The organism is Brevundimonas staleyi (genome assembly GCF_041893865.1).
GTDB classification, from domain to species: domain Bacteria; phylum Pseudomonadota; class Alphaproteobacteria; order Caulobacterales; family Caulobacteraceae; genus Brevundimonas; species Brevundimonas staleyi.
In genome coordinates this window covers 756219-769852 of the sequence record NZ_CP169082.1, presented here as the reverse complement: position 1 = coordinate 769852, position 13634 = coordinate 756219, and the positions used below count along the sequence as shown (strand labels likewise).

Below are 13634 nucleotides of genomic sequence, written 5' to 3'. Positions count from 1 at the left end.
AACGCTCGCGCCCGCTTCGATCTCCATCTTCGCTCGACCGGAGACTACCCCGGCAGGCGCAGCTCGAAGGTCGTGCCCGTCGGTCCCGTCTCGACCAGTTTCAGCTCGCCCCCGTGGGCGGCGGCCAGTTCGCGGGAGATGGTCAGGCCCAGACCCGTGCCGTCCGCCGAGCCGCCCGAGACGAAGGGTTCGAACAGCTTGCCCGACAGGCGCGGGGGAATGCCCGGCCCGTCGTCGACGATGCGGATGACGGTCCAGCCGTCCTCGCTGGCCGCCTCGACCAAGATCGAGCCCAGAGGTCCCTTCTTCCGCGCCGAGCGGATGGCGTCGCCCTCGATGGCCTGACGGGCGTTCCGCATCAGATTGACCAGGATGCGGTGCAGCTGGTCGGCGTCTGCCTGGACCGCGAACCGCGCCGGCAGGGCCTTGGCCAGACGCACCCCGGTCGGTTCCAGCCCCGCGTCCTCGGCGGCCGAGGTCACGGCCGGGGCCAGCATGACCCGGTCCAGCACCGGCGCCGGCTCCTCCGACTTGCCGTAGTCCAGCACGTTGCGGGTCAGGGCGGCGGCGCGGCCCAGGGCGCGTTCCAGACGCGGCAGGGCCTTGGCCACCTGGGGATCGGCGGAATCGGCCAGACGCTCGGACGCGATCTGGGCCGAGGTCAGCATGTTCCGCAGGTCGTGGTTGATCTTGGCCACCGCCTCTCCCAGCGCCACCAGGCGGGAACGGGAGCGCAGGGCCTGACGCACCTCCTCCTGCATCCGCGCCAGTTCGCGCTCGACCCGGCCGATCTCGTCGTGACGGTCGGACGGGGTCGGGGCGACGGTCTGGGGATCGGCGGCGAAGCCTTCGATGGAGCGGGTCACCCGGCGCAGCGGCTGCAGCACCAGGAAGGCCAGACCGGCATACAGCAGCCCGCCCCCGACCACCGAAATAACCACCGAGACCAGGAGACTGTTCAGAAGGAAGGCCCGCAGCTCGACCTTCAGCGGCTGGGCCGGCGCCACCACGTCGATGAAGTCGCCTGAGCGATAGCGGGGGGCGGCGCGGGCCCGGATCGAGCGATCCTCCGGCCCGAACAGGGTGTGGATCGGATCCATCAGACGGGCGCCGAGGCTCCGGCGTCGGAGGTCGATGAAGTCGGGCGCGCGGGTCAGGTTGGGGGCCTGCAACAGCTGGCGCATCACCCCCTGGTCGCTGATGGCCACCGCCGACACCCCGCCGATCCGCAGCAGTTGCTCCGCCGTCTGGTCGTCCACGGCGCTATAGGGCAGGGCCTCGACCCCCACCGACGCCAGTTCCGCCGCCTGCAGCCGGTCCAGCAGCCACCGCTCATGGAAGCTCGCGGCGTTCGGCCCGACGATCAGGGCCTGCACCGCCAGGGTGAAGGCCACGGTCAGCAACAGGAGGCGCGACGACAGGCCGTCCGGCGCATGGGGCGTCAGCCGCTCGCGCCAGTCGGCGGGCAGACGGTCGAACCGCTCGCGAAGGACGACCAGCGGGCTCAAAGGGTCGCGGCTCCCGGGAAGCGCTTCTGGAAGGTCTTCAGGATCAGGGGCAGGACCACGGCCAGCACGAACACCCCCGCCATCGGCGCCCAGAACTGGCCGAACAGGGCCTGGATGTCCGGATTGGGGTTCTCGGCCAGGAGGTGGTTCAGCCGCGCCCCGATCCAGCAATAGATGATGTGGGCCGGCAACAGGCCGATCACGGTCGCCACCGTATACGGCCCCAGCCGCACCGACATGATGCCCGCCGCGATATTGATCATGTGGAAAGGCACCACCACGGCCAGACGGGACGCGAGCACATACCAGAAGGTGTCCTTGTCGATGGCGGCGCAGACCTTCCTCAGCATCCCCTCGTCGCGCTCGGCCTTCTTGCGCAGGTCCTGCCCCAGGGCCGACCGCGCCACCGCGTAGACGATCAGGGCGCCGATCGTGGCAGCGATGGAAGTCGCGACCCCGCCGACCCAGGGCCCGAACAGATATCCCGCCGTGATGGTGACGAAGAAGACCCCCGGCACCACGCTGGCCGTCGCGATGGCGAAAATGGCCATCAGGGCCAGAAGGGCCAGGACGTAATGCTCCGCCGCATAGGCGCGCAGCTCCCCGCCGTGTACCCTCAGGGTCTCCAGCGACAGATAGCGGTTCCAGCCCATGCCGAAGATCAGCGCGATCACGCACGCCAGGACCACAAGGGGCAGAAACCGTTTGACGCGATCCATAGTCTTCCCAACGCTCCCGACTGTTTGAAGCTGCCGGAGAGCGTTCCCCGGCGTTGACAGCCGAAGCCTCGCCCCTTATACGCCCGCCCTTCCCGCGGAGGACACGTTGTCCCTCGCGCAACCCTTTTACTCTGGAGCCGACCGTGAAGCGGACCTATCAGCCGTCGCGACTCGTGCGCAAGCGCCGTCACGGCTTCCGTTCGCGGATGGCCACCAAGAACGGACAAAAGATCGTCGCCCGCCGCCGCGCCAAGGGCCGCAAGAAGCTGACCGCCTAAGGCGGTCGGCCCCCTCTCCCGGAGGGGATCGATGACGATTGCCACCACAATCCATCGCCTGACGTCGCGGCCCCAGTTTCTGGCGGCCGCGAAAGGCGTTTCTCAGGCCCGCGGCGCCGTGGTCGTCCAGCGACTGGACCGGGCCGACGGGGATGCGACCATGCGTATCGGCTTCACCGCGACCCGGAAGGTCGGCGGGGCCGTCGTCCGCAACCGCTGCAAACGCCGCCTGCGCGAGGCCGCGCGGGCCATGGTCGCCCAGTACGGCGTCCCCGGCAGCGACTATGTATTCATCGCCCGGCAGGGCACGGCCGACCGTCCATGGGACCGTCTGCTTGACGATGTGAAATCGGCCCTTACAAGGCTCGCGACCCCCGCCGACGGCTCGAAATCCGCCCGTCCGGCCCCCATTTCCCCCGACACGACGCCCGCTCAGGACCGCTGACCCGAATGAAGAACGAGAACACCCGGAATATGGTGATCTTCGCCGTGGCCACGGCGGCGATCCTGATCCTGTACCAGATCTTCGTCATGGGCCCGCAGATGGAGCGCCGTAAGGCCGCCCAGGAAGCGGCCGCCGCCTCCGCTCCGGCCTCGCCCGACGCCGCCGATCAGGTGCCGGGAACCTCGCCCGCCGCCTCCGGCGCCATCTTCGTCACCGACCGCACCCAGGCCATGGGCACGGTCGCCCGCGTGCCGATCAAGACGGACCGCCTGCAGGGTTCGCTGTCGCTTCAGGGCGGCCGGGTCGACGACCTGTTCCTGACCAACTACCGCGAGACCCTGGACGCCGACGCGCCTCCGGTCGAGCTGTTCCGCCCGCAGGGCATGGAGCACGCCTATTTCGCCCAGTTCGGCTGGACCGGTCAGAACATCGTCGGCGGCGTTCCGGGCCCCAACACCATCTGGCGCCTGACCTCGGGCTCCACCCTGACCCAGACCACCCCCGTCACCCTGACCTGGGACAACGGCCAGGGCCTGCGCTTCACCCGCGTCGTCGCCATCGACGACCAGTATATGTTCACCGTCACCGACACGGTCGCCAACCTGGGCACCCAGGCCATCACCATCGCCCCCTACGGCCGCATCGAGCGCCAGGGCGTGCCGGCCCACCTGGGCAAGACCCAGATCCTGCACGAAGGCGGCATCGGCACCTTCTCCAAGGGCGACGGCTACACCACGACCCAGCTGAAATACGGCGACTGGGCCAAGAACCCGCGCGAACAGTTCGAGTCGACCGGCGGCTGGCTGGGCATCACCGACAAATACTGGATGGCGGCCCTGATCCCGCCCCAGACCGAGACGGTCCAGGCCGAGTTCCGCGTCACCGACGCCAACCGCTACAACATCCACGAAGCCCGCATCCTGGGCGAGGCGCGCACCATCAATCCGGGCCGCCAGGTCGTGGAGGTCCAGCACCTCTTCGCCGGCGCCAAGCGCAACGAAATCCTCTCGGCCTACGAGAAGCAGTACGACCTGCCGCGCTTCATCTACGCGATCGACTGGGGCTTCCTGTTCTTCCTGACGCGCCCGATCTTCCTCTTGGTCGAGTTCTTCTACGGCTGGGTCGGAAACTTCGGCGTCGCCATCCTGCTGCTGACCCTGACCATCAAGCTCGTCATGTTCCCCCTGGCGAACAAGAGCTACGAGAGCCTCTCCAAGATGCGGAAGCTCCAGCCCGCGATGGAGAAGATCAAGGAACAGCACAAGGACGACCCGCAGGCCCAGCAGAAGGCCACGATGGAGCTGTACCAGAAGGAGAAGATCAATCCGCTGGCGGGCTGCCTGCCCATCCTGGTCCAGATCCCGGTCTTCTACGCCCTCTACAAGGTGCTCTACGTCACCATCGAGATGCGGCACGCGCCCTTCTTCGGCTGGATCCGCGACCTGTCTGCGCCGGACCCGACCAACATCTGGCAGCTGTTCGGCCTGATCAAATGGGACCCCTCGGCAGTGCCGCTGGTCGGTAACCTGATCGGTTCGCACGCCGGCGGCTTCACCCTGGCCCTCAGCGTCCTGGCCATCATCTACGGCTTCACCATGTGGCTGCAGACGGCGATGAACCCGCCCGCGCCCGATCCGATGCAGCGCAAGATCTTCGCCTGGATGCCGGTGATCTTCACCTTCATCATGGCCGGCTTCCCGGCGGGCCTCCTGATCTACTGGGCCTGGAACAACGTCCTCTCGATCGCCCAGCAGTATTTCATCATGCACCGCTTCAAGGCCGAGAATCCGATCGACACCTTCTTCTCCAAGCTCAAGAAGACGGCGTCTTGACCGACAGCGCACCAGCCTCCCCCTTCGACTTCACCGAGGAGGAGATCGAGGCCGCGCGGGTTCTGTTCCAGCGTCAGGCGACCTTCGTCATGGGGGCCGCCAAGCTGGAGCAACTGCCCGAGCCGGACCTGCCGGAGATCGCCTTCGCCGGCCGGTCCAACGTCGGCAAGTCCAGCCTGATCAACGGGCTGGTGGGCATGAACAAGCTGGCCCGCGCCTCCAACGAGCCGGGTCGGACGCGCGAGGTCAACTTCTTCGACCTCGACGGCAAGATGCGTCTGGTCGACCTGCCCGGCTACGGTTGGGCCAAGGCGTCCAAGACCACGGTTAAGAAGTTCCAGGATCTGGGCCGCGACTACCTGCGCGGCCGGGTCACGCTGAAGCGGGTCTATCTGCTGATCGACAGCCGCCACGGCCTGAAGTCGGTCGACACCGAGGCGCTCGACGCCCTGGACCTCGCCGCCGTCAGCTATCAGATCGTCCTGACCAAGGCCGACAAGATCAAGGCGCACGAGCGGGTCTCTGTCGCCGAGAAGACCTTGAAAGCCATCTCCAAACGCCCCGCCGCCTTCCCGGCCGTGGCGGTGACCTCGTCGGAGAAGGGCTTCGGCCTGCCGGAACTGCGCGCCGAGATCATGCGCACCACGGGCGCGGAGCTCTAGCCTCCGCGACCCCGACGCCTTAGGTGTCGTCCATGCCTCCCGCCGACACGCCAGCCGAAGTCTTCAAGCGCGCGCTTGCTCACACCTCGCGCGCCCTGGCGGAGCAGTCCGAGCTGGAAGTCGTCTTCGGCTCCGACGGGCCCAAGCTGACCGGCGGCGTCCTGACCCTGCCCCACCCGCCGCGCAACGTATCGGAGACCGAGAGCGCCACCCTGCGCGGTCAGGCGGACCGTCTGGCGCTCCGTCTCGCCAACCACGACCCGGCGATCCACTCGACGCTGCGCCCCGCCGACAGCCGCGCCGCCGAGGTGTTCGAGGCCGTCGAACAGGCCCGCGTCGAGGCCCACGGCTCCAACGCCCTGGCCGGCGTCCGCAACAACATGAATGCGGCCCTCCTGACCCGTCTGGAGAAGATGGGAGCGCTGCGCGTCACAGAGGCCGACCGCGTCCCGGTCGCCGAGGCCGTGGCCCTGCTGCTGCGCGAACGCGTCACCGGCCAGCGCGCCCCCGACGGCGCCGGCGCCATGCTGGATCTGGTCCGCACCGACATCGAGGCCAAGGCTCACGTCCAGCTCGACAAGCTCGCCGATGCGGCGGGCGACCAGGCCGCCTTCGGCAAGGCCCTGCGCGACGTGCTGCGCGCGCTGGACCTCGATCCCGGCGACGGTCGCGGCGACGACGCCTCCGAGGATCAGGGCGAGGACGAACCCGACCCGCAGGAGCCCGAAGCCTCCGACGATCAGGACGACGAAGAGGACGAGGAGGGCGGCGAAGGCGGCCAGTCGATGGACGGCGCCTCCGACGATCCAACCGCCGAACAGGACCGCGACGCCCGCCCGGACGGCGCTCCGGCCGAGCGCGACGGCGACGCCGCCGACGACGGCCCGGACGTGGCCGAAGGCGCCCTGCCGAACCGTCAGGAGAACGCCGACGACGGCCGCCAGATCGACTTCTACAAGGTCTTCACCACCGCCTATGACGAGGTCGTGGACGCCGCCGACCTGTGCGACCCGATGGAGCTGGAGCGCCTCCGCTCTCTGCTGGACCAGCAGCTGACCATCCTGTCCTCCGTCGTCGCTCGCCTGGCCAACAAGCTGCAACGCCGCCTGATGGCGCAGCAGAACCGCTCGTGGGCCTTCGATCTGGAAGAGGGCGTGCTCGACACCGCCCGCCTGACCCGCGTCATCACCGATCCGACCAGCCCCCTGTCGTTCAAGATGGAGTCGGAAAGCCCCTTCCGGGACACGGTCGTGACCTTGCTGCTCGACAACTCCGGCTCCATGCGCGGCCGCCCGATCATGGTCGCGGCCGTCTGCGCCGACATCCTGGCGCGGACGCTGGAGCGTTGCGGCGTCAAGGTCGAGATCCTCGGCTTCACCACCCGCGCCTGGAAGGGCGGACAGGCGCGCGAAGCCTGGATCACGGCCGGCAAGCCCTCCATGCCCGGCCGCCTGAACGACCTTCGCCACATCATCTACAAGGCCGCCGACGCGCCGTGGCGCCGCGCCAAGAAGAACCTCGGCCTGATGATGCGCGAGGGCCTGCTCAAGGAGAACATCGACGGCGAGGCCCTGACCTGGGCGCACGACCGGCTGAAGAACCGGCCCGAGAGCCGCAAGATCCTGATGGTCATTTCCGACGGCTCGCCGGTCGACGACTCCACCCAATCGGCCAACGCCGCCCTCTATCTCGACAAGCATCTGCGCGCCGTCATCGAGCGCATCGAGACCCAGAGCCCGGTCGAACTGATCGCCATCGGCATCGGCCACGACGTGACCCGCTGGTATCGCCGCGCGGTCACCATCGTCGACGTAGAACAGCTGGGCGGGGTCATGATCGAGAAGCTGGCCGAACTGTTCGACGCTGCGCCGAAACAGACGGCCCAGAAGGGCGGTCGCCGCCTGAAGCGCGCGGCGTGATGCGGCTCGTCCTCCGCGCGGGCCTGTCCCTGGCCCTGATGGGTCTGGCGGCCTGCGCGGCCGTGGCCACCGCCACGCCCGGCGTCCCGGCCGGTCCGGACCGCGCCGTTCGCATGGAGGCCCGTCACGTCCCGCTCGGCATCGGCGGCGCGACCCTCGCCCCCGGCGTCAGCTACGGCGGCGGCCTCGTCCTGCGCGGCGCCAGCCTGCACGGCCTTTCGGATCTGAAGGTCGTCGGCCTCAGTGCGTCGGAACTCAGGGCCTGGGCGATCAGCGACTTCGGCGCCTTGGTCCGTTTCACCCTTCGCCTGGACGAGAACGGCCGGCTGACCTCGGCCGACAACGCCGTCGCCCGCGCCCTGACCGGTCCCGACGGCCAGGTCCTCGCGCCCAAGGAACGGGCCGACGCCGAGGGGTTGGCCCTGCTGCCCGACGGCGAGGTCCTGGTCAGTTTCGAGCGCGACCACCGCATCTGGTCCTATGGCGTCGATCTCGCGTCGCGCCCCACGCCCGTCCCCTCGCCCGACTTCCCCTTCCCCGACAACGAGGGGATGGAGGGGCTGTCGGCCGACGGCGACGGCTGGCTGGTTCTGGGCGAGGGCGGCGGCGCCTGGCTCTGCGACCGGGGCGGCTGCAAGCCCCTGTCCGACCCCATGCCGACCCCCGCCGACGGCTTCCGCTTCACCGGCGCGGATCGGGACCCCGAGGGCGGCTGGTTCGTGGTCGAGCGCTACTACGCCCCGCCGCTCGACATGCGCGTCCGTGTCCGGCGCCTGTCACCCGAAGGCGTCCTGTCCGAGCCCCTGATCCAGCTGCGCCCGCCGGCCTCGACCGACAATTTCGAGGGGATCGCGGCGGTGGCCACCGCGACCGGCACGCGCCTCTATCTACTCAGCGACGACAACGACAACCTGCTTCAGAAGACCCTGCTCCTGGCCTTCGACGTCCGCCGCTGACCGCTCAGCCGACCGGCTGAACGGTCTGTTCGATGGCGCCGAAGATGGAGTGGTGCTTGTCGTCCAGCATCTCGATGCGGACGGTGTCCCCGTGCTTCAGGAAGGGCGTCACGGCCGCGCCGGTGTTGATCGTCTCGACCGTGCGGATCTCGGCGATGCAGGAGTAGCCGAGACCGCCTTCGGAAACCGGCTTGCCGGGACCGCCGTCCGCGTCCTTGTTCGACACCGTGCCCGAGCCGATGACGGTGCCCGCGACCAGCGACCGGGTCTTGGCCAGGTGGGCGATCAGGACGCCGAAGTCGAAGGTCATGTCCACGCCGGCGTCGGCCGAACCGAAGTCCTGACCGTTCAGTTGCACCGACAGGGCGCCCGACAGCTTGCCGTCCTTCCAGCGATCGCCCAGGGCGTCCGGGGTCACGAAGACGGGCGACAGGGTGGAGGCGGGCTTGGACTGGACGAAGCCGAAGCCCTTGCCGAGTTCGCCGGGGATCAGGTTGCGCAAGCTGACGTCGTTGACCAGGCCGACCAGACGGATGTGACCGCGCGCCTCTTCCGGCGTGACGCCCTGGGGCACATCGCCGGTGACGACGACGATTTCGGCCTCCAGGTCGCAGCCCCAGCTTTCGTCGGCCAGCGGGATCGGATCGCGCGCGCCCATGAAGTGGTCGGAGCCGCCCTGATACATCAGGGGGTCGGTCCAGAAGCTGGCCGGCATCTCGGCGCCCCGCGCCTTCCGCACCAGTTCGACGTGGTTCACATAGGCCGAGCCGTCCGCCCACTGATAGGCGCGCGGCAGGGGGGCGGCGGCGTCCCGCTCATGGAACCGCCCGCGCGGCACGCCCTCATGCTCCAGGCTTTCGGCCAGGGCGCGCAGCTTGGGCTCGCAATGCTCCCAGTCGTCGAGCGCGGCCTGCAGCGTCGGGGCGATCAGGAAGGCGTCGGTGAACCAGGCGAGGTCCGAGGAGACGACCACGAGGCGGCCGTCACGGCCGTGCTTGAGCGAGGCGAGTTTCATGCCTCTGGTCTAGGCCGGATCGGCGGCGAGGTGAACCGCCCTCGAAGCGTGATCGTCGATCACCTCGAACGCGGCGACCCATCGGTCAGTGGCGACCGCCCACGGTATGGCTGTGTCCGTCGGACAGATCGCTGGACGGCGGCCGGCGATTGAGAGCGCGCTGCGCCGCCTTCAACTCGGCGACCCGGCCCTCCTTGTTGTGCCAGTAGTCGTTGAAGGCGCGGACGGCCTTGTCGAGGGCGTCGATCTGCTCGGCATGGGTCATGTCCCGCTTCACCGTCTTGGGCGGCGCGGGCCTGTCTGTCGGGGAATCGCGCTCGGCGCGGGGCGGCGGGGTGTCGGCGGCAGGGGGCGTCGCGACCGGGGCGCCGCCGATATAGACCTGGTTGATCGATACCGGCTGGGCGGGCACGGCGCCGCAGGCGCAGACCCGGGCGCCGCCCGTTCCGCCACAGGTGCAGGTTCTGGACTCCGGACGGGTTTCCGTCTTGGCCTCCGGCTTGGCGGGTTCCTCGATCTTGCCCTCGCCAGCCTGTTTCAGCGCCTTGGTCAGGCCGCCCAGTTCCTTGCCGACGACGATGACGGGGCCCAGGTACTGGTCGATCTTGCGCTCCAGCACCTCGGCCTTCTGCTTCAGCTCGTTGCTGCTGGCCGAGCGGGCGTCCGAGGCATAGCGCTTGATGACCGCATAGATCTCGCCGGGCGCCTTGTCGGCGTCGGTGCCGTCCGTCTGGCCCATGTGCCAGCGGCCGAGGAAGAACATCCCCACCGCGATGGCCAGCAGAAGCAGGAACAGGATCAGCGCCAGAAGCGGCGGCAAGCCCAGGAACAGGGGCTCGTCGACGCGGGAGTAGACCCCTTCGGCCGTTTCGAACTCCGCTGGATACATGCCGATTCCCCCGCGATCGCAGAACGTCGTGCGATCATGCCGTAGCCGCTAACGCCTGACCACGGAAAAGGTTAACGACGAAATGTGAAGCTTGTGGGTTTCAGCGCGATCCGGCCGGGGAATGCAGGATGGCGCGGGCCTCGACACCCTCGCGGGCGGCGGCGTCGCGAACCTCGACCTCGACGATGATGGCCCCCTCGGGATCGAGCGCCCAGAGGTAGCGGCGCTCGACCTCGACCGTGCGGCCGGATGGAGCGAAGCCCTCGAAACTGTCGCCCCAGGGGGTGATCCGCTTCAGCTCGGGCCAGGTCAGGGAGCAGGCGGAGTTCAGCTCCTCCTGCGCCATCTGGGTCAGTTCGTCGGTCATCAGGCCATCACTCCGCCGGGCGCCGTGTAGTCGGAAACGGGGGCGTCGCCGGTGTTCACCACCTCCGACGGTTCGAAGATGATCACCTCGGCCTCCTCCTCGGCGCCGGTGCGGTGTTCGACGCCCGAGGGCACTACGATGAACTGGCCGGGGTCGAGGTGGACGATGCGGTCGCGGAACTCGACGTAGAAGCGGCCCTTCCAGACCAGGAACATCTCCTGCCCCTCGGCATGGCTGTGCCAGGGGAAGACGCCCTGAACCTTCACGATCCGCACGTCCTGACCGTTCAACTGGGCGGCGATGCGGGGCCGCCAGTGGTCGGAGAAGCCGGCGAACTTCTCGGCCAGATCGACGCGCTCGGTCACTGAGTCTCGTCGGCGTAGATGGCGACGTGGGCGACACCGTCCGGACCAATGTGGCCGCGATACATGCCAGAGGTGGACATTGCGAAGTAGGCCACGCCGTCGTCTCTCATCGTGATGACGCCGCCCTTGCCTCCGAGTTCGTTTGCCTCCGCGATCTCTGCCTCGGCCGCGAGCATGTCCCGGCGGATGGGATCAGCAAGACAAACCTCATCGGGTCCGGCCTCGTCGCAAGCTGTAGAAAGACGGCTCTGCTCTTCACGGATCGTCGCCATCCGCGCGCAGATGTCCCGCGCAACAGTGGCCCGGATGAAATACTCGCCGTCGCCGGTCGCCGAGACCGCGCAGCCGTCGCGGTTGGAGGCATAGGTGCCCGCGCCGATCACCGGCACGTCGCCGACCCGGCCCCAGCGCTTGCCGGTCGTGCCGCCGGTGGAGGTGCCGGCCGCGAGGTCGCCGTGGCTGTCCAGCGCCACGGCGCCGACCGTGCCGAACTTGCGCTCGTTCAGCGGCGGGGCGGGTTCCAGCGAGGCCATGCCTGCGGGCGGCGCTCCGGCCGGGCGCTCGGGGACGGGCAGGTTGTTGTCGGTCAGGAATTTCACCAGTCCCTGCCAGCGGCGCTCGGTGAAGAAGTAGCTGGGATCGACCTGTTCGAGGCTCTGCGACGCGGCGAAGGCGTCGGCGCCCTGGCCGATCAGCATGACGTGGGGCGACTGTTCCATCACGGCGCGGGCGGCGGCGATGGGGTGGCGGGTGGTGGTCAGGCCCGCGACGGCGCCGGCGGTCAGATCCGCGCCGTTCATGACGGCGGCGTCCAGTTCGTTGCGACCGGCGGCGGTGAAGACGGCTCCGCGCCCGGCGTTGAACAGGGGATCGTCCTCCATGATCTGGATGGCGGCCTGGACGGCGTCCAGCGCCACGCCGCCATCGCGCAGCACTGCCGCGCCGGCCTCCAGCGCGCGGGTCAGGGCGGCGCGATAGGCGGCGTCCTGTTCCGGCGACAGGTTGGCGCGCTCGATGACGCCCGCCCCGCCATGGATGGCGAAGGACCAGGTCGGGGCGTCCTGGGCGGCGGCCGGAGAGGCCAGGGCGAGCGCGGCGAGAAGAGCGGGGAGCAGTTTCATGAGGGGCACCGTATCAACCTGTCTCCTCCCTGTCGCGCAGCGATGGGGAGGTGGCTCGGAGCGAAGCGGAGAGACGGAGGGGTTCTTTCCGCGAGCACGAAGAACCCCTCCGTCGGCTCGCAAGGGCTCGCCGCCACCTCCCCATGCAAGCATGGGGAGGAGACGGGCAGCTAAGGTTCCCGCTTGTGGTGCGACCATTTCCAGAGGCGATAGATCACGATCGGGGCGAAGCCGCCGATCAGGGCGCCGGCCAGCACCGGCCAGAAGCCGGGCGCCAGCCATTCGCCGATCAGGCCGCCGACCAGGGCCGCCAGAACGGGGCCCAGGAACGGCAGCCAGGAGGGAGGCGCGATCTTAATTGGCGTCGACCTTGATGACGCCGCGACGGATCTGGTCCAGCTCGATGGAATCGAACAGGGCCTGGAAGTTGCCGTTGCCGAAGCCCTCGTTGCCCTTGCGCTGGATGATCTCGAAGAAGATCGGGCCGAAGGTGTCCTGGGTGAAGATCTGCAGCAGCAGACCATCCTCGTCCGAGCCGTCGATCAGGATGCGGTTCTTCCGCATCCGCTCCACGTCATGACCGTGGTTGGGCAGGCGTTTGTCGATCAGTTCGAAATAGGTTTCGATCGTGTCCTGGAACTGGACGCCGCGCTCGCGCATGGCCTCGACCGTGTGGAAGATGTCGTCGGTGGCGAGCGCAATGTGCTGGATGCCCTCGCCGTTGTAGCGACGCAGGAACTCCTCGATCTGGGAGTTGTCGTCCTGGCTCTCGTTCAGGGGAATGCGGATGGCGCGGTCGGGCGCGATCATCGCCTGGGAGAACAGGCCCGTCGCCTTGCCCTTGATGTCGAAATACTTCTGTTCCTCGAAGTTGAAGACATCGCCGTAGAAGCCGGACCAGGTCCGCATCTGGCCGCGCCGGACGTTGTGCGTCAGGTGATCGAGCAGGTGCAGGCCGACGTTGTTCTTGCGCTCGGCCTCTTCCCAGCCCTCGATCTCGTCCCAGCTGTCGTAGAGCGAGCCGGTCTCGCCATAGGCGTCGATGATGTAGAGCAGCGACCCGCCGATGCCGCGCAGGACATAGGCGCCGTCGCCGAGGGCTCCACCGTTGTGCATGTCGGCCGGGTGGGCGCCGCGGGCGACCGCGCCCTCATAGGCGGCCTTGGCGTCGGCGACGCGGAAGGCCATGCCGTTGGCCGAGGGACCGTGCTCGCGGGCGAACTCTTCCGACTGGCCGGTCGGCTTCGTGTGGACCAGGAAGGTGATGTCGCCCTGCTTCATGCGGACGACGCCGTTCTTTGGGTTCACGTGCGTCTGGACGAAGCCCATGATCTCGATCTGCTTGATCATGGCCTGGGGGTCGGGGCCGGTGAACTCGACGAATTCGAAGCCGTCGACGCCCAGCGGGTTCTCGTAGGCGGGGATGGTGGCGTCGGGGGTCTTGGCGGTCAGGTCGTCCATGGGGCGTCTCCTGCAAGGGGGCGGGACCGGCTGCGCCTTCATCCGAAGGCCCGGTCGATTGGCGCGGAACCTAGTGGCCGAACCGCGACAAGCCAAG

The 13634-nt window shown here is 68.6% G+C and carries 14 protein-coding genes; 6 read left to right on the top strand and 8 right to left on the bottom strand.

Translation table 11 applies throughout. The annotated features are described in order from the left end of the window. Positions 1-44: 44 nt before the first annotated feature. Together ACETK8_RS03920 and ACETK8_RS03915 are read right to left on the bottom strand one after the other, a co-directional pair. Entirely contained in the window at positions 45-1508 is a 1464-nt protein-coding gene (locus ACETK8_RS03920; protein ID WP_374038209.1) for a sensor histidine kinase, read from the bottom strand. Continuing rightward, a complete protein-coding gene (locus tag ACETK8_RS03915; protein WP_374038208.1) occupies positions 1505-2227 on the bottom strand; it encodes a TVP38/TMEM64 family protein in 723 nt (240 codons plus the stop codon). Before ACETK8_RS03915 ends, ACETK8_RS03920 begins: the two co-directional genes overlap by 4 nt. 143 nt (positions 2228-2370) lie before the next feature. On the opposite strand from ACETK8_RS03915, the gene rpmH reads away from it, so the two are divergent. Genes rpmH through ACETK8_RS03885 form a run of 6 tightly spaced genes read left to right on the top strand, consistent with a single transcriptional unit; the run spans position 2371 to position 8319 of the window. Beyond that, on the top strand, positions 2371-2505 hold the full coding sequence (rpmH, locus tag ACETK8_RS03910) for a 50S ribosomal protein L34 (RefSeq protein ID WP_013268133.1): 135 nt from the start codon (positions 2371-2373) through the stop codon (positions 2503-2505). A 31-nt stretch (positions 2506-2536) separates the two neighbouring features. Then, complete coding sequence (gene rnpA / locus ACETK8_RS03905; RefSeq protein WP_374038207.1) at positions 2537-2950, top strand: ribonuclease P protein component; 414 nt, start codon at positions 2537-2539, stop codon at positions 2948-2950. A gap of 5 nt (positions 2951-2955) precedes the next feature. Next, the gene (yidC, locus tag ACETK8_RS03900) at positions 2956-4782 is read left to right on the top strand and encodes a membrane protein insertase YidC (RefSeq protein WP_374038206.1); all 1827 of its coding nucleotides are present in this window, start codon (positions 2956-2958) and stop codon (positions 4780-4782) included. After that, entirely contained in the window at positions 4779-5444 is a 666-nt protein-coding gene (yihA, locus tag ACETK8_RS03895) for a ribosome biogenesis GTP-binding protein YihA/YsxC (protein WP_374038205.1), read from the top strand. Before yidC ends, yihA begins: the two co-directional genes overlap by 4 nt. A 32-nt stretch (positions 5445-5476) precedes the next feature. Then, positions 5477-7363, top strand: a complete 1887-nt coding sequence (gene cobT / locus ACETK8_RS03890; RefSeq protein WP_374038204.1) for a cobaltochelatase subunit CobT — start codon at positions 5477-5479, stop codon at positions 7361-7363. After that, positions 7363-8319, top strand: a complete 957-nt coding sequence (locus ACETK8_RS03885) for an esterase-like activity of phytase family protein (RefSeq protein WP_374038203.1) — start codon at positions 7363-7365, stop codon at positions 8317-8319. Before cobT ends, ACETK8_RS03885 begins: the two co-directional genes overlap by 1 nt. A 4-nt stretch (positions 8320-8323) precedes the next feature. Here the strand turns inward: ACETK8_RS03885 and ACETK8_RS03880 are convergent, their stop codons facing one another. From ACETK8_RS03880 to hppD, 6 genes are all read right to left on the bottom strand, one after another. Next, entirely contained in the window at positions 8324-9334 is a 1011-nt protein-coding gene (locus ACETK8_RS03880) for a fumarylacetoacetate hydrolase family protein (protein ID WP_374038202.1), read from the bottom strand. Positions 9335-9419: 85 nt separating this feature from the next. Then, positions 9420-10223 carry a hypothetical protein gene (locus tag ACETK8_RS03875; protein ID WP_374038201.1) on the bottom strand — a complete coding sequence of 268 codons (804 nt, stop codon included), beginning with the start codon at positions 10221-10223 and terminating at the stop codon, positions 9420-9422. A gap of 100 nt (positions 10224-10323) precedes the next feature. Then, entirely contained in the window at positions 10324-10590 is a 267-nt protein-coding gene (locus ACETK8_RS03870; protein ID WP_374038200.1) for a hypothetical protein, read from the bottom strand. After that, positions 10590-10955: a cupin domain-containing protein gene (locus ACETK8_RS03865; protein ID WP_374038199.1), complete on the bottom strand. Its 366-nt coding sequence runs from the start codon at positions 10953-10955 to the stop codon at positions 10590-10592. The genes ACETK8_RS03870 and ACETK8_RS03865 overlap by 1 nt, the downstream gene beginning before the upstream one ends. Beyond that, positions 10952-12076, bottom strand: coding sequence for an isoaspartyl peptidase/L-asparaginase family protein (locus tag ACETK8_RS03860; RefSeq protein WP_374038198.1), 1125 nt, complete (start codon positions 12074-12076; stop codon positions 10952-10954). The genes ACETK8_RS03865 and ACETK8_RS03860 overlap by 4 nt, the downstream gene beginning before the upstream one ends. A 354-nt stretch (positions 12077-12430) precedes the next feature. After that, positions 12431-13537, bottom strand: coding sequence for a 4-hydroxyphenylpyruvate dioxygenase (gene hppD, locus ACETK8_RS03855; RefSeq protein WP_374038197.1), 1107 nt, complete (start codon positions 13535-13537; stop codon positions 12431-12433). Positions 13538-13634 lie beyond the last annotated feature (97 nt).